This window comes from Nosocomiicoccus massiliensis (assembly GCF_002871345.2).
GTDB lineage: Bacteria > Bacillota > Bacilli > Staphylococcales > Salinicoccaceae > Nosocomiicoccus > Nosocomiicoccus ampullae_A.
This window is the reverse complement of sequence record NZ_CP136964.1, coordinates 1,125,965-1,150,694: the sequence shown is the minus strand read 5'-3', so window position 1 is coordinate 1,150,694 and position 24,730 is coordinate 1,125,965. Positions and strand designations below refer to the sequence as shown.

At 35.3% G+C, this 24,730-nt stretch carries 22 protein-coding genes and 1 riboswitch; of the genes, 14 read left to right on the top strand and 8 right to left on the bottom strand.

Annotation, left to right across the window (positions count from 1 at the left end; genetic code table 11):
* Position 1 precedes the first annotated feature (1 nt).
* The gene (locus tag CJ229_RS06005; RefSeq protein WP_102167035.1) at positions 2-1,216 is read left to right on the top strand and encodes an NRAMP family divalent metal transporter; all 1,215 of its coding nucleotides are present in this window, start codon (positions 2-4) and stop codon (positions 1,214-1,216) included.
* 424 nt (positions 1,217-1,640) lie between these two features.
* Positions 1,641-2,933 carry an MFS transporter gene (locus CJ229_RS06000; RefSeq protein WP_327084871.1) on the top strand — a complete coding sequence of 431 codons (1,293 nt, stop codon included), beginning with the start codon at positions 1,641-1,643 and terminating at the stop codon, positions 2,931-2,933.
* 161 nt (positions 2,934-3,094) lie between these two features.
* On the opposite strand, the gene CJ229_RS05995 is transcribed toward CJ229_RS06000, so the two are convergent.
* Positions 3,095-3,667, bottom strand: coding sequence for a thymidine kinase (locus CJ229_RS05995; RefSeq protein ID WP_102167034.1), 573 nt, complete (start codon positions 3,665-3,667; stop codon positions 3,095-3,097).
* Positions 3,668-3,786: 119 nt separating this feature from the next.
* Between CJ229_RS05995 and CJ229_RS05990 the strand changes: the two genes are divergently transcribed.
* On the top strand, positions 3,787-4,836 hold the full coding sequence (locus tag CJ229_RS05990) for a nitric oxide synthase oxygenase (protein ID WP_102167033.1): 1,050 nt from the start codon (positions 3,787-3,789) through the stop codon (positions 4,834-4,836).
* Between the two features lie 68 nt (positions 4,837-4,904).
* Here the strand turns inward: CJ229_RS05990 and CJ229_RS05985 are convergent, their stop codons facing one another.
* From CJ229_RS05985 to CJ229_RS05970, 4 genes are all read right to left on the bottom strand, one after another.
* The gene (locus CJ229_RS05985; protein WP_102167032.1) at positions 4,905-7,256 is read right to left on the bottom strand and encodes a hypothetical protein; all 2,352 of its coding nucleotides are present in this window, start codon (positions 7,254-7,256) and stop codon (positions 4,905-4,907) included.
* 137 nt (positions 7,257-7,393) lie between these two features.
* Positions 7,394-8,890 (bottom strand): peptide MFS transporter, encoded by a 1,497-nt coding sequence (locus tag CJ229_RS05980; RefSeq protein ID WP_070457211.1) that lies wholly within the window; start codon positions 8,888-8,890, stop codon positions 7,394-7,396.
* 117 nt (positions 8,891-9,007) lie between these two features.
* Positions 9,008-9,949, bottom strand: coding sequence for an ornithine cyclodeaminase family protein (locus tag CJ229_RS05975; protein ID WP_102167031.1), 942 nt, complete (start codon positions 9,947-9,949; stop codon positions 9,008-9,010).
* Between the two features lie 136 nt (positions 9,950-10,085).
* Entirely contained in the window at positions 10,086-11,561 is a 1,476-nt protein-coding gene (locus tag CJ229_RS05970) for a DASS family sodium-coupled anion symporter (RefSeq protein ID WP_419181883.1), read from the bottom strand.
* Positions 11,562-11,855: 294 nt separating this feature from the next.
* On the opposite strand from CJ229_RS05970, the gene CJ229_RS05965 reads away from it, so the two are divergent.
* Positions 11,856-12,320: a hypothetical protein gene (locus CJ229_RS05965; RefSeq protein WP_070457214.1), complete on the top strand. Its 465-nt coding sequence runs from the start codon at positions 11,856-11,858 to the stop codon at positions 12,318-12,320.
* Between the two features lie 15 nt (positions 12,321-12,335).
* On the opposite strand, the gene CJ229_RS05960 is transcribed toward CJ229_RS05965, so the two are convergent.
* A complete protein-coding gene (locus tag CJ229_RS05960) occupies positions 12,336-12,896 on the bottom strand; it encodes a hypothetical protein (protein WP_102167029.1) in 561 nt (186 codons plus the stop codon).
* Positions 12,897-13,026: 130 nt separating this feature from the next.
* On the opposite strand from CJ229_RS05960, the gene CJ229_RS05955 reads away from it, so the two are divergent.
* From CJ229_RS05955 to CJ229_RS05910, 10 genes are all read left to right on the top strand, one after another.
* A complete protein-coding gene (locus tag CJ229_RS05955) occupies positions 13,027-14,433 on the top strand; it encodes a YfcC family protein (protein WP_210391805.1) in 1,407 nt (468 codons plus the stop codon).
* 67 nt (positions 14,434-14,500) lie between these two features.
* Positions 14,501-15,061, top strand: coding sequence for a DUF1307 domain-containing protein (locus CJ229_RS05950; RefSeq protein ID WP_068130964.1), 561 nt, complete (start codon positions 14,501-14,503; stop codon positions 15,059-15,061).
* A gap of 72 nt (positions 15,062-15,133) precedes the next feature.
* Positions 15,134-15,565: a MarR family winged helix-turn-helix transcriptional regulator gene (locus CJ229_RS05945; RefSeq protein WP_068130961.1), complete on the top strand. Its 432-nt coding sequence runs from the start codon at positions 15,134-15,136 to the stop codon at positions 15,563-15,565.
* Between the two features lie 57 nt (positions 15,566-15,622).
* Positions 15,623-16,579 carry a ring-cleaving dioxygenase gene (locus CJ229_RS05940; RefSeq protein WP_102167028.1) on the top strand — a complete coding sequence of 319 codons (957 nt, stop codon included), beginning with the start codon at positions 15,623-15,625 and terminating at the stop codon, positions 16,577-16,579.
* 9 nt (positions 16,580-16,588) lie between these two features.
* Positions 16,589-17,188, top strand: a complete 600-nt coding sequence (locus tag CJ229_RS05935; protein ID WP_102167027.1) for an alpha/beta hydrolase — start codon at positions 16,589-16,591, stop codon at positions 17,186-17,188.
* Positions 17,189-17,212: 24 nt separating this feature from the next.
* Complete coding sequence (locus tag CJ229_RS05930) at positions 17,213-17,728, top strand: YceI family protein (protein WP_102167026.1); 516 nt, start codon at positions 17,213-17,215, stop codon at positions 17,726-17,728.
* Positions 17,729-17,801: 73 nt separating this feature from the next.
* Positions 17,802-17,904, top strand: a riboswitch (SAM riboswitch).
* Positions 17,905-17,977: 73 nt separating this feature from the next.
* Entirely contained in the window at positions 17,978-19,012 is a 1,035-nt protein-coding gene (locus tag CJ229_RS05925) for a methionine ABC transporter ATP-binding protein (protein WP_102167025.1), read from the top strand.
* The gene (locus CJ229_RS05920) at positions 18,996-19,646 is read left to right on the top strand and encodes a methionine ABC transporter permease (RefSeq protein WP_068130950.1); all 651 of its coding nucleotides are present in this window, start codon (positions 18,996-18,998) and stop codon (positions 19,644-19,646) included. The genes CJ229_RS05925 and CJ229_RS05920 overlap by 17 nt, the downstream gene beginning before the upstream one ends.
* A 23-nt stretch (positions 19,647-19,669) precedes the next feature.
* On the top strand, positions 19,670-20,482 hold the full coding sequence (locus CJ229_RS05915) for a MetQ/NlpA family ABC transporter substrate-binding protein (RefSeq protein ID WP_102167024.1): 813 nt from the start codon (positions 19,670-19,672) through the stop codon (positions 20,480-20,482).
* Between the two features lie 531 nt (positions 20,483-21,013).
* Entirely contained in the window at positions 21,014-22,294 is a 1,281-nt protein-coding gene (locus CJ229_RS05910; RefSeq protein ID WP_102167023.1) for an MFS transporter, read from the top strand.
* A 136-nt stretch (positions 22,295-22,430) separates the two neighbouring features.
* On the opposite strand, the gene CJ229_RS05905 is transcribed toward CJ229_RS05910, so the two are convergent.
* Both CJ229_RS05905 and CJ229_RS05900 read right to left on the bottom strand, forming a co-directional pair.
* Positions 22,431-23,804: a sodium/glutamate symporter gene (locus CJ229_RS05905; RefSeq protein ID WP_102167022.1), complete on the bottom strand. Its 1,374-nt coding sequence runs from the start codon at positions 23,802-23,804 to the stop codon at positions 22,431-22,433.
* Positions 23,805-23,893: 89 nt separating this feature from the next.
* A complete protein-coding gene (locus CJ229_RS05900; RefSeq protein WP_084778916.1) occupies positions 23,894-24,661 on the bottom strand; it encodes a 2OG-Fe dioxygenase family protein in 768 nt (255 codons plus the stop codon).
* Positions 24,662-24,730 lie beyond the last annotated feature (69 nt).

Here is a 24,730-nt window from a genome sequence, read left to right as displayed (position 1 = left end):
TATGCAAGGTGAAAAACAAAAATTAACAGCGTCACAACGTAGGCTACTATTTGGCGCAGTATTCTTGATGGCTACGTCATCAATTGGTCCAGCATTTTTAACACAGACGACAGTATTTACTGAACAGTTTTTAGCGAGTTTTGGATTTGCGATTTTAATATCAATTATCATTGATATCGGCGCACAATCAAATGTATGGCGTGTGTTATCAGTTAGCGGGAAACGTGGACAAGATGTTGCGAATGAGGTATTTCCTGGTTTAGGATCATTTATCGCAATTTTAATCGTGATCGGAGGATTTGCGTTTAACATCGGTAACGTTGCAGGCGCAGGGCTCGGTTTCAATGCGATATTTGGTTGGGATGTGCGAATTGGTGCAGCAATTACAGGAATATTTGCGATTATCATTTTCCTCATTAAAAATGGAAGAGCCGTAATGGACATCGTCACGCAAGGGCTCGGTATACTAATGATTTTAATCGTGTTATACGTTGCGATTGAATCAAAACCAGATATCGGTGAAGCAGCATTTAGAACGATTGTGCCTGAAGATCCACTATCAATGTTACTTCCAATTGTTACTATTGTAGGTGGGACAGTTGGAGGATATATCACGTTTGCCGGAGCACACCGTTTAATTGAAGCGGGTGTGACAGGTAAAGAGAATTTACATTTCGTATCTAAAGCAGCAAACTATGGGATTATTACAACAGGTGTCATGCGTACGTTACTATTCTTAGCAGTACTTGGTGTACTTGCTCAAGGTGCAGTGCTAGATCCAGATAACCCACCAGCGTCAGTATTCCAATTTGCGCTTGGAGACATCGGAGTAAAAGTATTCGGTGTCGTATTACTCGCTGCAGCACTATCTTCAGTCATCGGTGCGGCATATACGAGTGCGAGTTTCTTACGCGGATTTGGAAAAGTGTTTGATAAGCACAACAACCTCATCATCATAGCTTTCATTTTAGCATCGACGATTGTTTTCGTATTCATCGGTAGACCTGTAACACTACTCATACTTGCAGGTGCATTCAACGGACTCATTCTACCAGTCACACTCGCTGCGATACTACTCGCATCGAGAAAGAAAAGTATCGTTGGAGATTACCAACATCCAACAGCATGGTTAATATTTGGAGTGATAGCAGTTATCGTTACTGCAGTAGCAGGGGTACTATCGTTAGAAGGACTTGCACAACTTTGGAATGGATAAAGTAATAGAAGTTCGCGTATAATCGAACTATATGACAAAACAAATTTATGATTATAGTATGGATTTAAATTTTATATAAAAAGCACCCTGAAGTTGGATCAAAGCCTAACTTCAGGGTTATTTATTATGAGATGATCTTCTATAATAAGTTAAAGGAATAAGGAAGAATCAGGTAATTTTTTTATTTCTTCCAATACTTGATTAGGAGATTTTTCCTCGATATGCCAAGTTCTGTACGTCGTTTTTTTTATAAATTCATTTAACAATATCTCCACTTCTTTTATGCAAATTTGCATATATAAAATTTTGTCAAATTGTTGTATGATTAAGTTAATACGCATATATGAATGAGGTATAAATCCAATCATAGGTGAAATATAAACAAGAGTATTACTATACATACATAAACTTATATTAATAAGTAATGGAACCAGCTAGTATTTGTAAGAGGTGTTATATTATGAGAAATATATTCATTTATTTTGCAAGTGTCTTAGTTCTAACGACAGGTGGTCTCATATATAATTTTGCGATAAGTTATTATATATTAGACGTTACAAAGTCTCCCTTATTATTTTCAATTAATACTGTAATAATGAGTGTTGGAACAATCATCTCACTCCCGATAATGGGTACTTTTATAGATAAGTATAACAGGAAATCTATAATAATATTTTTGGAAGGGCTTTCTTGTTTAAGTCTTATTTTGCTTCTAACATATATTTATATTTATGGTTTTAATATTTATTTTCTATTTTTTATTACAGCGATTAGATCGTTCATCGTGCCGGTTGTTTCTAATGCTTTTGATGCTTCACTCACTCAATTATTTAACGAAGATAAAATTCAAAATATTTTAGGGCAGGTTGGAACGATAAGAACAACAGTGTTTTTATTAGGACCATTAATAGCAGGAGTTATCTATGGCTTTGTTACCTTAGAAACTATGATATTAATATTTTTAATTTTACAATTTATTTCTTTACTTTTAAATTTCTTTTTAGTGTTTGATGAATATGAGACTAATCCGATAAAAGAACATGAAGACAAAGAAAACATTATAAAATATGTGGTGAGAAAGAATAAAGAAGCCTTTAAATATATTGAAAAAAATGATGTCTTATGGCGGATTATTCTTTTAGCAATGATTATTAATAGTGTTGGTGCAGCAAGTTTCAGTGTTTTACCAGATACAATAATGATTAAAGAATTATCATTCAATCCATATTATGTCGGAATAGCTAGTTCCATAATGGGCTTAGGATCCTTATTAGCTACATTAGTTCTTTCGAGGTTGAAACTAAACAATCCGTTAAAAGCAATGAAAATGGCATTTTTAGTACTAGCTATAGTAATGACTACCTTTACATTACCTGTATACGTTAATATGAACAATATTTATAGCTTGGTATATCTATCGCTGATAGGATTGACTATGGCTTTTACATTTCAATTTGTATCCATACCAATGATGAGTTATATGCAAAAGAGTATCGATAACCAATTCAAAGGAAGAGTTTTTTCTCTGTTAAATACTTTAGGAAATGTTTTGTTGCCTATTGGAACTTTAATATTTGGAGCTCTTTATGAAATGAAAATATATTTTTCAGCTAACTTATTTTCTTCAATCATAGTTATTATTGTTGCTTCCTTATTATTAAATAATAGTGTGATTAGGAAGAGCAAAACAATATATAATAACAAAATCCAACTATAGAAGGAGGGATGAAAATAGTACTAAAATTACAAGAGTTAAATCCATTTTCATCCTTAATACCAATCTATTATGGATTTTATTCTGCATGCCAAAACACACCTAAAGTTGGAATTTAGTATTCAACTTTAGGTGTTTAGTTCAAAATCTCTCTTTTACCTTTTCTATACTAAATCCAATCGCTCTTTATAGCACTTACGACATACAGGGACGTATTCTTCGTCACCGATTTGAATCGATTCACCTACATTTGTCGGAATATTATTATGTAATCTCATGTTTAATGTCGCTTTTTTATTGCAGAACTGACAAACCGTTTTTAATTCGTCAATAGCATCAGCGAGTTCCAGTAGTGTACGACTGCCTTCAAACAATTCATTTCTAAAATCTGTTTTTAAACCGAAAGCAATGACAGGAATATCGAGTAAGTCTGGAATATCGCTTAAATTATGAATGTCTTTTTTCGATAAAAATTGAGCTTCATCGATTAAAACTGCAAATACTTTTTCTTTCTCATTCTCTTTGTTAACTTTTTCAAAAATGTCATCCGTTATATACTCTGCTTCCAGTTCTAAGCCGACTCTAGATTTTATTTTTTTATACCCACTTCTTGAATCAATCGGTGTCGTATACGCCAAGCATCTCTTACTTTGAGTCGTATATTGATGATGCGTCGTGATAATTTGATTACTTTTGTTACTTTGCATTGTCCCGTAACGAAAATAAAGTTTCGCCATAATAATCCCAACCTTTATATAATCAGCAACAATTTTATCATGAATTTCAGTTTTATGTATTATAAAAGTCTATTCTCGTGTAACATATTAATAGAATAGATAATGTTAGGAACGATTGTATGGGGCTATTTAAACAAGCAACAGAGTTTATTGAAATGATGTACGACGAGTTAAAATTAGGTGATCCAGCGAATAGGTTAAGCGAGATTAAAAAAGAGATTGATGAGACGAACCATTACACACATACGTCTAAAGAGTTAGAATACGGAGCACGTGTGGCTTGGCGTAACTCTAACCGTTGTATTGGTAGATTGTACTGGAAGAGTCTCGTCGTTAGAGATGAAAGACATATCGATAATGAAGCAGATTTTGTTGAATCGATTGAAACGCATATTAATGATGCGACTAATGGTGGTAAAATTGTACCGATGGTCTCAATCTATAGTAATGACGTTACGCTCTACAATGAACAACTTATACGTTACGCAGGATATGATAATGTCGGAGATCCGAGGTCAAGAGCAGCGACTAAACAAGCAGAAAAGGTCGGTTGGAAGAGTGAACCAGGTGACTTTAATGTGTTGCCTCTTTTATATAAAGTAGGTGATGGAGAGATTCATTATCATGAATACCGTGAAGGCCTTATTAAAGAAGTAGACATCGAACATCATCATTATCCAAAGTTAAAAGATTTAGGTCTTAAATGGTACGCGGTACCGATTATTAGTTGTATGGATTTAGAAATAGGTGGAATTTATTACCATACAACACCGTTTAATGGCTGGTATATGGAAACAGAAATCGCGGTTAGAAATTTTACCGATGATTATCGATATAACAAATTAGAAAGTATCGCTAAAGCACTAGAATTAGACATGTCAAAGACGACGACATATTGGAGAGACCGTGCACTCGTTGAAATTAGTTACGCAGTGTACCATTCGTTTAGAGATAGTAAAGTAACGATGGTCGATCATATTACAGCATCTAAACAATTTAAAACATTTGAACGATTAGAACAAGAAGCGGGACGTACAGTTACAGGAAAATGGAGCTGGCTCGCACCCCCGTTATCACCGTCACTCACGCATAACTATCACTACGGATTTGATAACACAATGAGGTCACCAAATTTCTTATATCGAGAAAACAAATGCCCCATGCATTAAAAATATTTCTTAGGAAATAATGAGACTGTAGATAACTCTTAAGAGGTCTACAGTCTTTTTTGTTATCTTTATTTATTTACTAACGCTCCTGTTGAGGAGAGTCTATATTTTAATTCGACTTTTGAGATAGTTAAGCTATATGTTTTCTCTAAGTATTTAACCATTTTATTTAATGACATTGGATTCTTTGTATAGATATCTTTTAACACGTCACTTTTTGACTGAACGTTAAGATCGTTAGTGTAAATGATTGGTGAACTGAAGCTTTGAGGGTATATGTTTTGTCTCGTTGCTAAAATTCTCTCTAACGTATAATCATTTAAGTAATCGAACAACTCGTGTTTAAATCCATGTTTTTTTAAGAAGGGTAGTGTAAAGTATTTATGTTTCTTCGTAAATTGTTTCACTTCATAGATGAAACTATCCACCATCGGTTTGGAAATTCCAAGATTTATTAAGTAAGTATAGTGGATAAGTTCATTTGGGCTAAGTCTAAAGATAATTAAATCTCTTTCGAGTTTGTATGTCTCAGAGTACCATTGTTGTGCTTTAAAAATTTCACGCGTATCAGTTTCAAATACTTCTTTAGAGACAATCCACGCTTTAATTGCTTCATGTGCATTGTTAAACGTGTCTTTGTAAATAATGGCGCTACCTTTTGTCGTATAGCCAAGATTATGGAATAATTGCTTACTCGGAATGAGTTCTTTATTTGCAATTTCAGATAAATCAGCCATGACCTCAGAGACTAAATAAATCGGTTCAGTGAGACGTTTTTTCGCTTCTTTATAAAACGACTCACATTTAGGAATCGTATTATGGCAACGAATGATTCCGTCAAATATATAGTCGACGTGTTGATTAGAAATATACGTAAACATCGTATCTCTGTGTAACCCGTAGTCATTTTGTAAATGATCGAGGAGTTCATTTAACGAGTGACCGGTGAACTGACATACTTTATCTTCTATAAAATTTTGGTGGCTGCACCCGACTTGAATCGTACTAATTCTAATGATGGAAATGACGTCGTTAAATTTTGATAGACCGACTTTATTCATAAGGCTACCGAGTTCATATCCATTTATAAGACCGATCTTCGATAGCGTTTCTATATGATTATCGTAGACGAATTGTAAGCCGTAGCTCCCTTTTAACGTCGATAATATATCGTTAATGATTTGAATCGTGTCTTGTGTGATGTTCGTATCATAGTATCTAAACTGATGTTTAATACTCTTTACGACAGAATATGAGTTGTCGATAATCGATTCAAACCGACGTATATCTGTTGGTTTAATATTTAGCACTGGATTTGTTGTTAACTCGTTCATATATAATTCGTAAAATGATTCGAGTGCAAACGATTGGTCTTTATATCGATATACTAAATCTTCAAAGAGATTCGTGCTCGATTGTGTCACGACGTTACCTTCACTGTTTATAAACATCTTTTCAAAGTAGAGTAGGCGTGACAATTCCTCTTTTGTTAATATGTGGTCTTTAACGATTGCTTCGACGTCAGTTGAGAAATCATTAGTTTCAAATTTATTATATAAGTACGATATTACGTCATCATCTAATTGAAACACATACTGAAACGTATCACGAGGCATATTGTACGTTGTGATGTATTTACTATAATCGTTCTCTTTTAAGTAATGCGGAATAAAATTCGCATTAATACGAGACACATAAGTCAGTACAGTCGTTCTTGACACGCCAGTACTCTTACCGATTTCACGAACACTGACACCGTCTAGGCGCATTAAATACGTGTCTTTATTTGGAAATTCAAAGGCGAGAACGTCTTTTAAAGACCAACGTTTGACGTAGTATTTATCTTTAACTTTTACAATAATTTCGTCATCTGTTAAAGCTGCTAGAGTCTCATAAACTTTTTCTTTAGCATTCGAATAAAATTTGCTAGATGACTGAACTAATCGCTCGACATCTACGGACTGATCAATATCGTGTTCGACGAGTAATACGTATGAAATCACATCAATATATTTTTCCGAAAAAACGCTTTCAAATTCTTTTATAGCGACTTGAGCTTTCTTATATATGGACCCCGCACCACGTTTTAAGTGGTAGTCATATTGTTCTTTAGAGAGCTGTTTTAATTGCTGAATAGTTTCAAAACCAGCATTTTTTAATGAGCGATGGACAGATGGTGTCATTCCGAAGCCTTTCAGTAAATCGATGTGCATTAAATCATCGACAGAAAGCGTGGCATTCTCTTCATATAACACGCTACAAATTCTTCGGATTTGAATATCTAATTCGCTATAGTTTGATAACACACGTTTATTACTATATACGAAGTCGATCAATCTATACTCATCTTTAACGAGTGGTTTTACTGCGTTGAGTAGCTTTTTGTTATGTACGGATAACACAAATAATGAAATCGACACAAGAACTCCCTCCTTCATTATTTAAATAATTATGATTATTATATCACTTCATTTTAATAATGAAAGCGTTATTTTGTATAAAAGTAAAATAAAAAACTGTAATCTAGTGAGTGAATCACTAAATTACAGTTTTATGTTTATAAGTTACCCATTACTTTACGAATTTTAGGTCCTAAAATAATTAATATAACAGCAACGATAATTGCAAATGAACCTAAGTACATGAAGTACGCTTTCGTATCAATGAGGTCATATAATTTAACCATTTGTGCGTTCAGGCCTTGTGCCATTGCATTGGATAAGAACCAAACAGACATCATTTGTGATTGGAACGCTACAGGTGCAAGTCGTGTAGTAGTTGAAAGTCCGATTGGTGATACGAATAACTCACCAATTGTAACAAGGAAGAAGCTTAACACGAGCCATAATGGATGTATTAACCCTTCTGTACTTAAAGGAACAATCATAATTAAGTACGCTGCTCCGGCAAGTAATACGCCGACTGTAAACTTTGTAACAGTTGACGGGTTACGATCTCCAAGTTTCACCCATAGTCTAGAAATAATCGGTGCAAAAAATACGATGAATAACGGGTTTAATGACTGGAACCAAGCAGCTGGTATATTGAAATCAATTAAACCATTTGTAATATTTGCTACGCTTAATTCTGTTTTAGTATCTGCAAATGCTGCAAGGACTGTCGCTCCTTGTTCTTGAATCATCCAGAATACAACAGATGCTAAAAAGAGCGGAATGTAAGCAAATAAATGCGAGCGCTCCTTCTTGGATACTTTTTTCGATAGGATCATTTTCGTAATTAAAACAGTCGGTAAAATGACACCTAAAAATGTAATGAAGTTAGCGAATGCACCAATTGTTAATGTATTCGTCATTAAAGTAATTGTTATAAATAGCACTATCGCAATGATTGTGACTGCTGCGATAATACCGAATTTTTTCTTTTCTTCAGCTTTTAATGGATCGGATGGTTTTAAACCGAGATCGCCAAGGTTTTTCTTGTTTGTGATTACATAAGTTAATAACCCAAAGAACATTCCGACAGCTGCAAGAGCAAATCCTGCATGGAAGCCGTATTTAACTTGTAATGTTCCAACGAGTAACGGTGAAATTAAACTTCCTAAGTTAATGGACATATAAAATAATGTAAATCCACTGTCGACCCTCGGGTCGTCTTTTTCGTATAACATACCAACATTTGTAGATATATTTGGTTTTAATAATCCGGTACCAATAATGAGTAGAAGTAATGCAATCATTAAAACAGTAAAGTTATTTGGCAGTGCGAGTAAGATGTGACCAAGCATGATGAGTATTCCACCATAAAAAATCGAATGGCGAATACCAAATACTCTATCTGCGAGCCATCCTCCGATAATACCACTCATGTAAATTAAAGCACCGTAAATCGATACGATTTGTAACGCAGTAGACTGTTCAAGTCCGAATCCGCCTTTTGTTACTGAGTAGTATAAGTAGTAGGCTAGAATCGCTTTCATACCATAGTAACTAAAACGTTCCCAAAATTCAGTAAAGAATAATGTAGATAACCCTCTCGGTTGACCAAAGAATCCTTTATCTGGAATTGACTGCTTGCTTGAATTATTGTCAGTCATATAAAATCCCCTTTGATTAAATTATAAAATGAACATAAGCTAGTGTAACACAATTTTAAATATTTCGTAGAAATAAAAACGAGAAGCTTAAATAAAGCTTCTCTTTAAAAGTAAAAATTAAACTAATTTTTTATATGCGCCAATTGCTGCTGACATATCGTAGTATGATGCACCGACTGATTTGAAGATTGTAATGTCTTTTTCATCTCTTTCAAATTCTTGATCTAATGCATCGTTTAAACCAATTGCCTTTTCCCATTTAAAGTCTCCAACTTTAACCGCGTGAATGAACTCTCCTGCTTCTTCAATTACACCGTCGACATCATCGAAGATAACGTGGCGTGCACGTTTAATTGAACCCGGATGAATTTCACGCATCTCAGGCATATATGATCCGAGGCCATTAATGTGCGCACCGTCTTTTACATGTTTGTCATCAAATACTGATTCAGTAGAGTTTGTTGCAGTATTGATAATATCAGAGTAGCGAGTCAGTTCGTTGACGTCTTCACAAATTTTGATATCTGCTTTGACACCAAAGTTTTCAAGACGTGTTTTAAAATCATCACATTTACTTAACGTACGGTTATATAGACGAATCGTTTTAATATCACGTACTTCAAGTACACCGAGTGCTTGCTCAAACGCCATACCGCCAGTTCCAATGACACCTAATTCTTTTGCATCTTTTTTAGCGAGTAAGTCTGTAGCGATACCCGTCATCGCACCGGTACGTAATCGTGTTAAATAACTCGCACTGAGTACTGCGACGTTTTCACCGTGCTCGAGTTCTGTCAGTACAGTAACTGCTTGAGTTGCAGGATAACCGTCTGCTGCATTCTCTGGGTAAATTGAGATAATTTTCACTGCTGAAAATTTCTCTTTGTTATCAACACATGGCATGTAAAGCATGACTTTATCACCTTCAACAGGAATCACTGTACGTTGTTCCATTTTAATAAGACCTTCATTTAAAGTGTTTAATGTGTTGTAAGTATCTTTAATTGCTTCGTCCATTTTATAGACTTGTTCGATTTCTTGATCGTTAAAAGTCTTCACTTAAAACCCTCCGTAAATTAAACTTCTTCTGTAGTAATCTTGCTTTCTTCAACTTGTGGCTTATGTTTAATTTGTAACACACTGACTTAAATTAATAAAGCGTGCTGAACGTTTTGTTCAACACGCTTTTAGTATTTTAGATTAAACCAATCCATTTCCAGTATGTTGCACTGAATAGGAATATTAAGAGTAACCCGATAATTGTTAGTGGGACACCTGCTTTAAAGTATTGTTTAACAGTAAATGTTTCTGTACCGTATGCGAGCATTCCTTGTGGTGAACTGATTGGTAGTAGGAATCCAAAGCTGATTACAAATTGTTGAATTAATACGAAACCAATTGCTTGGTCACCTAAGTCTAATGTCGCTGTAAGTGATATAAATACCGGAATTAACGCCGCTGCTAAACTTGTCGCACTCGCAAATCCTAAGTGGATGAGTACGTTAAAGATTGATACGATGATGATCGTTGCAAGAATCGGCATTGAGTCTAATCCAAGTGATCCGAATGTTTTATCACTTAACCACTGCGCGCCACCTGTGTTTAGTAGTAAACTACCGAGTGAGATACCCGCACCGAACACGATTACTGTACCCCATGGGATATATTTGACAGCGTCTTCCCATTTGATGACGCCAATTTTAGGCATTAACATAATTGCAATCGCAATTAAAGTTAACGATGAAGAATCGATCGGGTGGAGTACTTTTTCAGTTGCCCATCCGAGAAGTAGTAATACTGAGATGATGATTAAACGCCACTCACGTCCAGAAATTTTCCCCATGTCATCGAGCTGTTGTTTAATCATTTCAGAACCACCAGGTACTTCATCGTACTCTGGTTTCATGACTTTCATCATGACAAAGTATAGAACTATAGACATTAAGATCGACCACGGAGCTGCGTATAAGAACCATTCACCCCATGAAATGTCAACGCCCATCGTGTCGCTAATAAAGTTGACTGCAACTAAGTTTTGCGCTGCTGCAGTTTTAATACCGATGTTCCAAATAGATACAGCTTGCACTGCAGTAATGACGAGTAAACCTGCGAGTTTACTATCTTTTGAAATGTTAAACGCTGTAATCATACCGATTAAAATCGGGATAACTGCTCCAGCACGTGCTGTTGCAGATGGAACGAAGAACGCTAAAATAATCGCAACGATAATACTACCGATGACGATACGTGACGTCTTATTACCAACGAGCGATAAGACGACGAGTGCTAAACGTTTGTGTAAATTTGTCGCTTGCATCGCTGCAGCTAAAAATAGTGCTGCTGCTACAAGGACGAGTGCAGATGACGAGTACCCACTAAACGCCAGTGATAATGAGTTTTTCGTACCGACTAAGTCACTACCTGACGCTGCTCCTTTTGTTAAGTAATCCCCTAATTCACCTGCTGGGCTAAACCCGATGAGTAATATAATCAGTGCGAGAATCATTACTGAAGATGTCGGATAAGATACCGCTTCAGTCACCCACATAATGACAGCAAATGCTAAAATCGCAAGCGCCATATGTGCAACGACTGGTAAACCGTCTGGTGTCGGCATAAGTAATATAGCAAATAATACGACGAATGCTACAACCGTCCAGACGATGTTCATAGAACGTTTTTTATTTTGTGTTTGATCGTTTTCACGACTCATCAAACCATCCCTTTCTATACTATTAAATCAAATAATAGTCTCACTCTTATTATAATGGCTATCTATGTGAAAATAAATACAAACTGTGACGATATTGTTATAGTTTTAATCGTCATTACATATATAGACGTTTTTCATCGATATTAATCTAAAAAAGCTAGATTTATAGCACTTTCTAAAAGAAATCGAGTGGACAAATAATCGTTTAAATTGCACAATTAAAGTAATCATATGTGAAACGGAGATAATAACATGAAACGACCTGTATTTATAGGGCTTGCGATATTATTTGTAGCATTTATCGTGGTTGCAGGTTTTAAGATCGCAAACCACCAAAAGTATGCAAATGTGTACGCAGAAATATATTCGATTTCGAAAACGAAGTACGCATCTTCATCGACTGTGTTCGATAAAGAAAAAGACGCGATTGAAACAAAGTATGAAAATGTTAAAGAAATCGATGAAATGCGCGTGAAATATAATTTTTCAGATGTAGACGGTGGATTTGTCGTCGAATTGTTTGATGGGGCTAGTGTGTATACCGTGCGTTATAATGCTTCAGATAAAGTGCTGTACGAATCATTTTCTGGTGATGAAAGTAAAGAAGCGGAGCTAAAGGAAGTATTTAAACGTGAGTTTTTAGAAGACTGGTTTAATACACGTGCGAGTCGATTTAGTATGGATAATTTAGGAGACGTTGAAGTCATAAACGAATAAAAAACGGGTAATGAGTCATTTTCCATGTTTCTCATACCCGCTTCTCGTTAATTTTTTTCGTATATCTCTTTTGTTAAATGGGAAAGTTAAACCGATTAATGTTTCGCTTTCTGTATCGCTATTAAGTGCTTGCTTCATATACGATTTACCGACTAAATATTCCCCGTCTCTATAATAATTTGAATTAAAACCTTCAACTGTATCAAAACTCTTTACGCCATCGAGCAGCTCTTTTCGAAGGCGTTTTTTTCTGTTACTAAGTTCTGAAGTTTTAATATGTCCTTCTTTAGTCGTAAAGATTTTAGTTTTCTCGATCGATATTGGTTGATTATCTTTGTATGTAATTTTGACGATAGATGACGTATTGTGGACGTTATCGATATTTTTATAAATCTCTTCGTTATCGTCTAGAGTTGTTAAACTCTCTTCTATGAGTAGATACGCTTTTGTATCACGATGAGATTTTTTAAAACGATTGTCAAACCAAATGGAAATAAAAACAATAAATACCAAAAGTAATACGATAAATATCCAACCACTAAGCGTAGTAGGCATCGATAGCTGATTGTAAAGCATAAGTCACCTTCTTCTCTGTAGTCGTTAATACTTTACACACATTTACTAAAAAAGAAACATAAAAAATCACTTTACTTTTTGTAATCGCTTACTTATATTTAAAGTATCTTTACTTTAAGGAGGTTGTATTGTGAAGGAGAAAAAAGAAAAGTGGTATAAACGTCTGGAAATGCCAGATGCATTCGTCATTATATTTAGTATCGTACTACTCGCGGCTGTTTTATCTTACTTAATACCAGCTGGGACATTTGTACGTGAAGAGGTTGACGGAGTAACGCGTGTCATTCCAGGAAGTTATACGTATGTAGAATCTAACCCTGCGAATGTATTGGATTTATTTGTTTCGATACAAAAAGGGATGATCGACACAGCGAATATTATATTTTTAATTTTGATAGTCGGTGGAATCGTTAAGATTATTGAATATACTGGTGCGATTGATGCCGGAATAAACGTCCTAATTCAAAAGACAAAGGGCCGTTATATGGTTTTAATTACTCTCGTTGCCTTAACGTTTGGTATTTTAGCATCTATGGGACTCGTAGCGAACGCGGTAATCGCATTTGTACCGATTGGTATTGCGTTAGCTAGAAACTTGAAACTCGACGCGATCATTGGAGTATCGATGATTTACCTCGGCTATTATGCCGGTATGGTTGCAGGTATTTTTGACCCAGTTGTATTAGTGTTCGCACAAACGATAGCAGAACTTCCACTATTTTCTGGTATGACATTACGTGTATTTATATTTATCGGTATGATTTTATCGGTCATTATATTTACAAATCGTTACGCGAAAAAAGTAAAAAATGATCCGTCAAAATCTATATTAGGTAATCGACCATTTAATGACGATGAAGGAATCACAAATATTGAACCTCCGAAATTTACTGTATTACACGGAATTAACTTACTCATTTTCGTCGGATATCTCGGGTTTTTCATCTGGGGAGCATTTACGAGAAGTTGGGGAATTAATGAGTTAGTTGGTGTATTTTTAATGATGGGCTTTACAGTTGGATTTGTGTCGCGCATTTCGCCTAACAAATTCGTTAAAATATTTATTGAAGGTGCGCGTGGTATTACATACGGTGCTTTAGTCGTTGGTCTCGCGCGTGCGGTCGTTATTATATTAGAAAACAGTCAAATTCTTGATACGATTGTAAATGCAACGCTCGTACCGTTACAAGCGATGCCGACATATATTGGCGGACTTATGTTATTTGTGTTTAACTTACTATTTAACTTCCTCGTAACGTCTGGTACTGGGCAAGCGGCCATCGTTATGCCATTAATGGTTCCGATTACGGATGTCATAGGAATTACAAGACAAACAGGTGTATTAGCATTTATACTCGGTGACGGTATTACAAATATCGTGGCACCGACGTCTGGTGTACTTATGGCGGTTCTTGCGGTTGGTGGAGTGAAGTGGACGGACTGGCTGAAATTCGTTTGGCCGATATTACTTTCATGGATTGTAATTGGAACACTTGCGCTTCTATATGCGCTCGTTACAGGATACGGCCCATACTAATATCGGTTGCTTAAGGATAAAAATAACTTTACACTTATGACACAAAACAATTTAAGGTGGTTTTGAAATGAAAAAGTTATTCTCTATATTTTTATCTTTAGCAGTTTTAGTCACACTTGCTGCTTGTAGTAATGATGATAACAGTGAGGAAGTAAAAAGCGCAAAACAACAAGAACCAGTTGAAAATAAAGAAGAGACTAGCGAACCTAAAGAAGAGGAAAGTGAAACTAAAGAAGAGACTGTCACATACGAGAAAGAAGAGCAGGGTATTTTAGTGACGGTTGATTTAATTCATAAAGGTGAGGAACTAATCCGACAAGTTACGACAACAAAAGCAGATTACGAAGCCATTAACGTTTCTAATAAAGATGAGGCAAAGCAAAGATTTGAAGACATCGATGCTTTTGAAGCGTATGAAGGTGAAGAAGGTTTAAATTACGATGTAGAATTTAAAGACGATCATTTCATAGAAACGATCGAGGTCGAGTATTCAAAAATAAGTCCAGAAAAGTTAAATGAATTAGTACGTCCAGCAGAAGATAACAAGACTGGTGAAATACAAAAAATAAGCCTTGATTTAACGATTAAGGAACTCGAACAAGCAGGATTTAAACTTAAGGAAAAATAAATTTGTTGACAAGATTTATATAACATCATACAATTAGTTCGAATTCGAAATAATTATAAGGAGTGACATTTTATGACGAGACAAAGCGATGCTTTAAAAACATTCGTTGCACTTAAACGTACGACAGATAATTTTTTTAAGCGCGTTAAAGCAGATATAAAATGTCACGGCCTGACTGTGAATGAATTTGCGGTACTTGAAGTGTTATATAACAAAGGGCCACAACCCATTCAACAAATAAAAGAAAAAATTCTCATCGCGAGTAGTTCAACGACGTATGTGATCGATAGTTTAGAAAAACGTAATTATGTCGTTCGTACACAAGATCCATCGGATAAGCGTACGTATTATGCGAGTTTGACTGAAAAGGGATATCAGTTGATTGATTCGGTGTTTCCAAGTCATGCTCAAATGATTGAATCATGCTTTCAAGATTTAGATGATGCGTCGTTAACTCAGCTTAGAGAATCATTAAAAACAGTTTCAACTCGAGTATCTAAATGATACCGAGTTTGTTTTTAAGTTATATTTCGAATTCGAAATAATGTAGGAGGTAAAACTATGGAAAACAAACTTCTAGGACTCCACCACGTAACGGCAATGACAAAAGATGCGATAGAAAATTATAAGTTTTTCACTGAAATTTTAGGCATGCGACTCGTGAAAAAGACAGTCAATCAAGATGATATTTATACGTACCATACATTTTTTGCAGATGATGTTGGGAATGCAGGTACGGATATGACATTTTTTGATTTCCCAAATCAAGTTAAAGGTAAAAAAGGCACAAACTCTCTCTATAGAACGTCATTTCGCGTACCAAGTGACGCGGCAATTGAATATTACAAAAAACGTTTTGAAACATTTAATGTCACACACGAAGAAATCACTGAATTTAATGGGCATAAAGTTTTACGCTTTGAAGATGATGATGAGCAATACTATCAACTTATATCTGACGAAGATAACAGAGGTGTTCAAGCAGGAATTCCGTGGGAAAATGGACCTGTGCCAAAAGAATACGCGATATACGGTCTAGGTCCAATGGTAATTAAAGTCAGTTATTATGATGCGTTTATTGACATGTTACAAAATGTGTACGACATGGAAGTTGTATCTAAGAATGACACGTATACTATTTTAACGATGGGTGAAGGCGGTAATGGAGCTGAATTGCACGTGTTCCACGATGAAGAGAGTGAAGACTCTAAACAAGGTTATGGAGAAATTCACCATGTGGCATTTCGCGTAAAAGATGATGAAGCATTGAATAACTGGGTTCAGCGCTATAAAGAACACCGTGTGCCTAACTCAGGAATCATCGATCGATTTTATTTTAAAGCGTTATACGCAAGAATTGGTCATATTCTCTTTGAAATCTCAACAGATGGACCAGGATTTATGACCGATGAACCATACGAAACACTCGGTGAATCATTAGCATTGCCGCCAGCTTTAGAACATAGACGTGAAGATATCGAAACGAGAATTCGTCCGTTTGACACTTCTAGGAAGTAGGTGAATGTTATGCACTATATATTTAACAAAGGCCAAAAAGGTAAACCGATATTCTTACTTCTACACGGAACAGGATCAGACGAAAGAGGATTACTGCCACTCGCAAACATGTTAGATGATTCATATGGCGTGTTATCAGTTAGAGGTAATGTTCAAGAAAATGGCATGAACCGATATTTTAAACGACTTAGTTTCGGTCAGTATGACTTAGAAGATTTAAATTATAGAGGGCAAGAATTGCTCGATTTTCTACAAGAAATATCAAAATCTGAAGGGTTCGACCTAAAGGATCTAATTCCAGTTGGATTTTCAAATGGCGCAAATATCACAATTCACTTACTACTACGTGAGGACGTTAATATTAAGCGCTCGATATTATTCGCACCACTTTATCCATTAGATCTAACTGATAACAGTAAAGATATGTCGAACCTAAAAGTGTTTTTATCAGTCGGGGATAACGATCCAATGGTGACACTAGAAGATAACGAATATGTAGAACAACTTTTTACTTCACGTGGAGCAAAAGTAACAACAGTTCATGTAAATGGACATGAAATTACAACTGATGCAGTTGAGAAAGCAAAAACATGGTTATTAAATCATTAAATTTATAAGGAAGAAGGAATTAAAATGACAACATTTAAATTAGACAAATCACACAGCTCAGTAGAATTTTCTGTAAAACATATGATGGTATCTACAGTGAAAGGTAGATTCACAGAATTTGATGGAGAAATTTCAGGTGATCTTGAAGACTTAAGCACATTACAAGTTAAAGGAATTGCGTATGTAGATTCAATCGAAACTAAAAATGCAGATCGTGACAATCATTTAAGATCCGCAGACTTTTTCGATGTAGAAAAATTCCCTGAAATAGAATTCGTCTCAAAATCAGTGACGGACAATACGATTACAGGTGATTTAAAAATAAAAGATGAAGTTCATGAAGAAACTTTTGAATTTGAACATAACGGCGTGCACAAAAATCCATTTACAGATTCTTACGTGACGGGAGTTATTTTAAGAGGTACGATCAACCGCGAAAAATATGGACTTACTTGGAACCAAGCGTTAGAAGCTGGAGGCGTCATGGTAGGTAAAGACGTCAAATTTGAAATCGGTGCAGAATTCGAAATCGCAGAATAATTTGTATAATTTTCAGAAAACATGTTGACATTCGTTTTTGAATGAATTACAGTTATATCCAACAATTTAATTTATCTTATCCAGAGAGGTGGAGGGACTGGCCCTTTGAAGCCTCGGCAGCGAGCATTTTATATGTGTTGTGCCAATTCCAGTAGCGTTTAGCTAGTAGATAAGAATAGTGCGACCCTATTTTTATCTATATAAAAATAGGGTTTTTTATTTTGTAATTTGCGTTGGAAGGTGAATTTTGTGATTCAAATTGAAAATGTCTCAAAGACATTTAATCGTAAAGGTGTAACAACCGAAGCACTAAAAAACGTTTCACTGGATATTAAAGAAGGTGAAATATACGGTATTGTCGGCTTTAGTGGCGCTGGGAAAAGTACGTTACTCCGTACGATCAACCACTTAACGACGCCGACAAGTGGCGAAGTCATCGTAGATGGTAAACATCTAAGCAAAGCGAATAGTAAAGAAATTCGTGAGATTAAAAAAGATATCGGTATGATATTCCAACATTTTAACTTGCTGAATTCAAAAACAGTATTTAAAAACGTGGCAATGCCGCTAATTTTATCTGGTACACCGAAAGAAGAAGTTGAAAAAAGAGTAAACGAACTCCTTGATTTCGTCGGTTTAAAGGATAAAGCACAGAATTACCCAGATGAGTTGTCAGGTGGTCAAAAACAACGTATCGGAATCGCAAGAGCGCTCGCAACACAACCAAAAATTTTACTCTGTGACGAAGCGACGAGTGCTTTAGACCCTGAAACGACAGCATCGATTTTATCTTTACTTAAGAGAGTAAATGAAGAATATAACATTACGATTTTACTCATCACACACGAAATGAGCGTCGTGAGAGAAATCTGCGACAAAGTTGCGATTATGGAAAACGGTGAAGTGATAGAGTCTGGCAGCGTGTTTGATATATTCTCAAATCCAAGCACGAGAACGGGTGTTAAATTCGTAAACACAGTCATGCATAGCGAAGTTCCGGACTTCGTACTTAGACTATTAAGTGATGAGAAAAAACGTCATATTTACCGACTCAATTTCATCGCAGATAGTGCAGGCAAACCCATACTTAGTCAATTGTCAAAACGCTATGACGTTGAAGCGAGCGTGTTGTTTGGAAACATTACAGAGCTTCAACGTACACCGTTTGGTAATCTAATTGTCGAATTTATCGGTGAAGCGGATGAAATCGAGAAAGTTAAAGCATTTTTAACAGAACAAGAGGTCTTATATAGTGAGGTGACAAGAAATGCTAGTGAGTACTGATCGAATTTTAAGTGCACTCGTTGAAACACTTCAAATGGTGACGATATCGTTTGTCTTTAGTATTTTACTTGGGATTCCACTTGGGGTGCTATTATACGTCACAAGGAATGGTGGAATTTTAGAAGAAAAAATAACATTCACTATACTTAGTTTCGTTATTAACATTTTAAGATCAATACCATTTATCATCTTACTCGTTGCAATTATACCGTTTACGAGACTCATCGTCGGAAGCTCAATTGGAACAGCTGCTGCGATTGTACCGATGGTCGTCTATGCAGGACCATATGTTGCGAGACTCGTAGAATCATCGCTACTAGAAGTAGATGACGGTGTGCTTGAAGCGGCAGATGCGATGGGCGCAACGCCTCTACAAACCATCTTTAGATTCGTTATCCCGGAAGCGTTAGGTTCACTCATCTTAAACTTCACAATCGCTACGATCGGTTTAGTCGGAGCATCAGCGATGGCTGGAACTGTTGGTGGTGGAGGAATTGGAGACTTAGCCATTACTTACGGTTATCAAAGATTTGATGGTATGACGATGTTAGTCACAGTAGTTATCCTCGTCGTTTTAGTTCAAGGATTACAGTCACTTGGAAATGGATTATCAAGAATAGTTAGAAGAAAGTAAAAATTAAAAGGGGAAATTTTATAATGAATAAATTACATGTATTATTTTTAGCACTTATATCTATCGTTGTCCTTAGCGCATGTGGTAATAACGAAAAAGTGAAAATTGGAGTTAGTGGTACAGACACGACAGTTTGGGATTTTGTCGCTGAAAAAGCGAAAAAAGAAGGTATTGATATTGAAATCGTATCGTTTAATGACTACGTTCAACCAAACACTGCACTTGCTGACGGTGATATCGATGCGAACGCATTCCAAACAGTCGCTTACTTCGATGAGTTTATTAAAGAAAGAGATTTAGACTTAGTACCGATCGCAACGACTAACTTAGCACCAATGGGAATTTACTCTAACAAAATCAAAGATTTAAGTGAGTTAAAAGAAGGAGACACAATCGCATTACCAAACGACGTTTCAAACCAAGGTCGTGCGTTAATGCTTTTAGAAGAAGCGGGAGTTATTAAATTAGTCGATAACTATAACGGTTTAGATTCAATCGAAGATGCGATTGTTGAAAACAAGAAAAACATCGTATTTAAAGAAGTTGCGCCAGCTCAAATTCCAAGAACATTAGATGACGTTACAGCTGGAGCGATCAACAACGGAATCGCAAGTGACGCAGGTTTTGATATTCAAAACGATTCTATCTTCTTAGAAGATGACACAGCGACGCCTTACGTTAACATTATCGCAGTCCGTGCTGAAGATAAAGATAACGAAACACTGAATAGAATTGCTGAACTTTTCCAAGAAGATGATACGAAACAACTAATCTTAGATACTTATGGCGGTTCGTTAATTCCGACGTTCATTCCACTTGAAGATATCGGTTGGTAATAGTAAACCCACGTTTTATAATGATGTGTTAACCAATATGTACTATTTGGAATTATGCTGGTTTTAAGGTATGTCTCTTGAAGAATTCAGGAGGCATACTTTTAATTTGAGCTGAATAGTATAGTTTTTATAATAATCGATATATTAATTGCTATTTCTAATTCTTCATATGTTATAAACACCTCATTATAAACAATTTTTAATTTAATTCATCGAAAAATTTTTTCTTTAGTGAGTTGAAATAATAACTATATGAATGATGAACATGCCAATAGGTAAGGTAATAGAAAAACGGACTTTAATATTCCAAAACTTAAAATATTCGCTCAATTAAAGTTGAAACCGCTCTCTATATTGTGTATTATTTAGAACAAGAGAAAGAAAAGAGTGGGTAATTCCATATAAAATTATGGTAATAGTAATGCAGATCTAGGGGTTCAGGTTTAATTGAATTAATGAATAGATTTAATAATAATGATTGTAATTACTATGTATTTATAGACAGTTATTTTGATTAAAGGGAGTGAAATAATGACTAAAGAAGGTTTTTGGAATAAAAACTTAATTTTATATTTACTCAGTCGCGCATTTCTTGCTTTTGGTAGTAACACTTATACATTTGCAGTATCGTTTTACATTATGTATTACACTGGTTCCGCTATATATTCGTCTATTAACTTAATAATTTTTACTCTTATATCACTATTATTCTTACCAGTAGCAGGTGTGATATCAGATTCTAGAAACAAGAAAAGTATAATTATCCTGGGTGAAGCACTTGATCCTCTTATATTAATAGGATTATTAGTCTATACATACTATTTTGGATTTAATTTAGTCGCTTTGTATATTACTACGGCACTACTGACGATTACAGGATCTTTTGTTGGGAATGCTTTTCAGTCAGCGATTACTGCATTATTTAATGTTGATAAAGTTCAAAAAGTATATGGATACTCGTCTATACTAACAGAATCTGCATCACTTTTAGGACCCATTATAGCAGGTGCTTTAATTGGAATTTTTTCATTTGAAATAATGATTATGATTTTTATTGTATTTAATATCATCGCATTAAGTTTTGACTTTAATTTAAAATTTAAACAACAGAATCAGATTGAGGAAAAAAACGAAGAAATTTCGAGTATAAAACAATTCTTCAAAGATGTTTCGGGTGGAATTCAATATATTAAAGAGAGTAGCATCCTTAAAATGATTATAGTCTATTTATTCTTTATAAACTTTGTTACGACAACAATTAGTATATTGCCTGCTAAGATGCTAATCAATATTTTAGAACTTAATTCAACTTTAGTAGGATTTTGTTATGCGGCATTATCATCTGTAGGTACTATTTTAGGTGGCATGATTATTAGTACGGTGAAAGTTTTTGAAAAGCCTTTGTCGATTGCTAAAATATTTAGCATATTATTTGCGATTATTATTGCTCTGTTACCTTTACCAATATATTTAGAGTTAAGTGATATAGGAAATACTATTTTGATTTCATTATTATTTATATTAATTACTTTAACTGTTCAATTTGTTAATACACCTATCATGAGTTACTATCAAACAACTATTGATGATTCTATGAAAGGGAGAGTATTTTCTTTAATTTCTGTCTTCTCTATGATGACAATGCCAATAGGCTTTTTCATATTTGGTTTGCTCTATGACTTGGAGTTATATTTTGTAGTCAATATATTTGCTGGGGTTTTAACATTAATTGTAACTATTTTTTTACTTAAAACTAATATTATTAATGAAGCGAACGATGATTATCAATTAGAGATACAAAAAGAAAAGTAGAAACTTAGCTTAATTTATTAAAAATATAATGTTGGATCTTAGTGTCCAACTTTAGGTGAGTAGTTCATTCCACTTGACGATATTGGTTGGTAATAGAAAAATCCACGTTTATCATTTGATAGACGTGGATGTTTTGTTATTTCATTTGATTTTTTAATACGTTTCGTTCGCTATCTGGTACGTTAAAGACCCATGTGCCTGTAACTTTTGTTGCGATAACACTTCCGATAAGAATTACAAATGGAATTGCTGCTGCAATGAGCCACTGCCCACTAATTAGTAGTGCTGGGAACAGTGACCACACGACAATTTCGGCAATGTTCGTGGCTGGTGTCATCGCTGTATCTTCAATTGTTTCAGAGATGTTGTCAGGATCGACAATTCTGTATAATACAAATCCGATTGCGAATACTCCTGTTAAATAACCGTATACGAAAATTGAGCGTTCGAACCAATCATTTTTACTGTATGCCTTACCGAGTGGCCAAATGATAATGAACACAAGTAACCAACCGACGATAAGTGATAAAATAATCGGTCCAGCATAAGACATAACGACATCTAGTTTAACTGAAGCTATACCGAAAACAACGAGGTAATCTGTTGCGGAACCAGAAATTCTCGTATTCACATCTTTGTCGATGTAATCATATACTGGTGTATTTCTCATTAGTAAGAAGAATATAAGCGCTAAGATGAATCCGAGCGTAAAGTCAGGAATTCCAGCTAATACATGCTCTGCAAGCCATCTGTTAAGTACGATTGTCATCCCTGTTAATGCGATGATAAATGCACCGTGATATGTTAGTGTATCTAACGAAACAGATGAGATTGTTTGCTGACCGAATGGACGTCTGTTTTGGAATGAAATCAGTCCAGTTTTCATATCTCCATCTATGAACTTAAAGTCTTTCATATAAGCTGTCTGACCTTTACGTGCTGCGATGTTGATTAAAAAAATTCCTCCGAATATACCTGTTAAAATACCGAACGTCGCGAATGTGATCGCAATATCTTGTGCATCTTCAAACCCTAAATCTGCAAACGTTGAACCGACAGCTGCCGCTGTTCCGTGTCCACCGTAAAATCCAGAGTGAAGTAACATTCCAAAGCCATCGTTTAGCCCTGGCCAAATTTTCTTTAGAACGAAAATTGTAAATACGAGTGGTACGAAAATTTGTAGTGCCCACACGATAATTTTAAATATTTGATATCCGAGAATACGTTTAAGTTGTGATTCTTCACCGGACCCGCGTTTAAATTCAAAACCGTTAACTCCAACGACTACGAATACTAAAATGATTAAAAGTCCAGCATAACCACCCATTGCCTCAGAAAATGGTATCCAACCAAGCCCGTTTGGACCAAATATTAGCCCTAAAAATCCAGCGAGTACACTCGCAGGTATGAAGAACTTTTGGAATACTTTTAAGTTAGATCTGAGGAACTGTCCAATTAAGACGAGGATAGATGCAAATGCAAAGTCAATTACAAAATCTTGAATCGTCATAGACCTATCTCCTTTATCTGTTTTTAATTATTATATCATGGAAACGTTTTATATGCGTAAAACTTAATATTTATTAAAAAGAAGTATATTTATTCTTCCATTTCAGCGACAACTGTCAGTTGATAATCGATAAGAAGGACCGATCTTAGACCCTCTTCATCCTTCTCACCACGCGTGATTGGACTAACGTAATGGCTGACCATGTGGTCTGCGACCCCATATGATTCTAACGGCTCTGTAATTTCAAATACTTCGTGTAGTTCACCGTCTGTTGTTTCTTCTGGAAGTTTATGACGCACTTCCGGGATTCCGATCGCATTCGTTCCACCTTCAACGTTTCTTCTTTCAATCAGGTGTGCAAATGTAAAAGGCTCACCGTCTTGATGTAACGAGTTTGGTGATGAAACCGCGACGTCGTCTTCATGTTCAACGCGAAGTTTTACAAAATGTACACCGACGTGGATTGGCATGATAAGATCTTCTTCATTCCAAAACGTCTCATTATAATCTGCCATAATGATTTTTTGAAGCAGTGTATTGTTTAAAATATGATCATCAATTGCTGCGAATTCACGGTAATCACCCGGGTGTTCTGGGTTAAATTTACCTTGGAAGTAAGCTGCATATTCTTTACCGTCTTTTTGAATGTTTGGTAGCCATTCGATTTGTTGACTCGTTGGTAATACGAGTGCACGTGAATAACGTCTATAACGGTTTAATCCTTTCGCATAGTCATCTTCAGGTAAGTCGTTACGGAAATAGTCACGAAGAATTTCAAAGTCTTTTTCAATGCCTTCATAATATAGTTCTTTCATATAATCGTAGCGCTTATAGCCTTTCGTTTTAAGTTCGCTCATATATTTCATCCTTTATTGTTTATTCATTATTTATATTATTCAACATTAAAGAGACAATCAAGAGCAGGA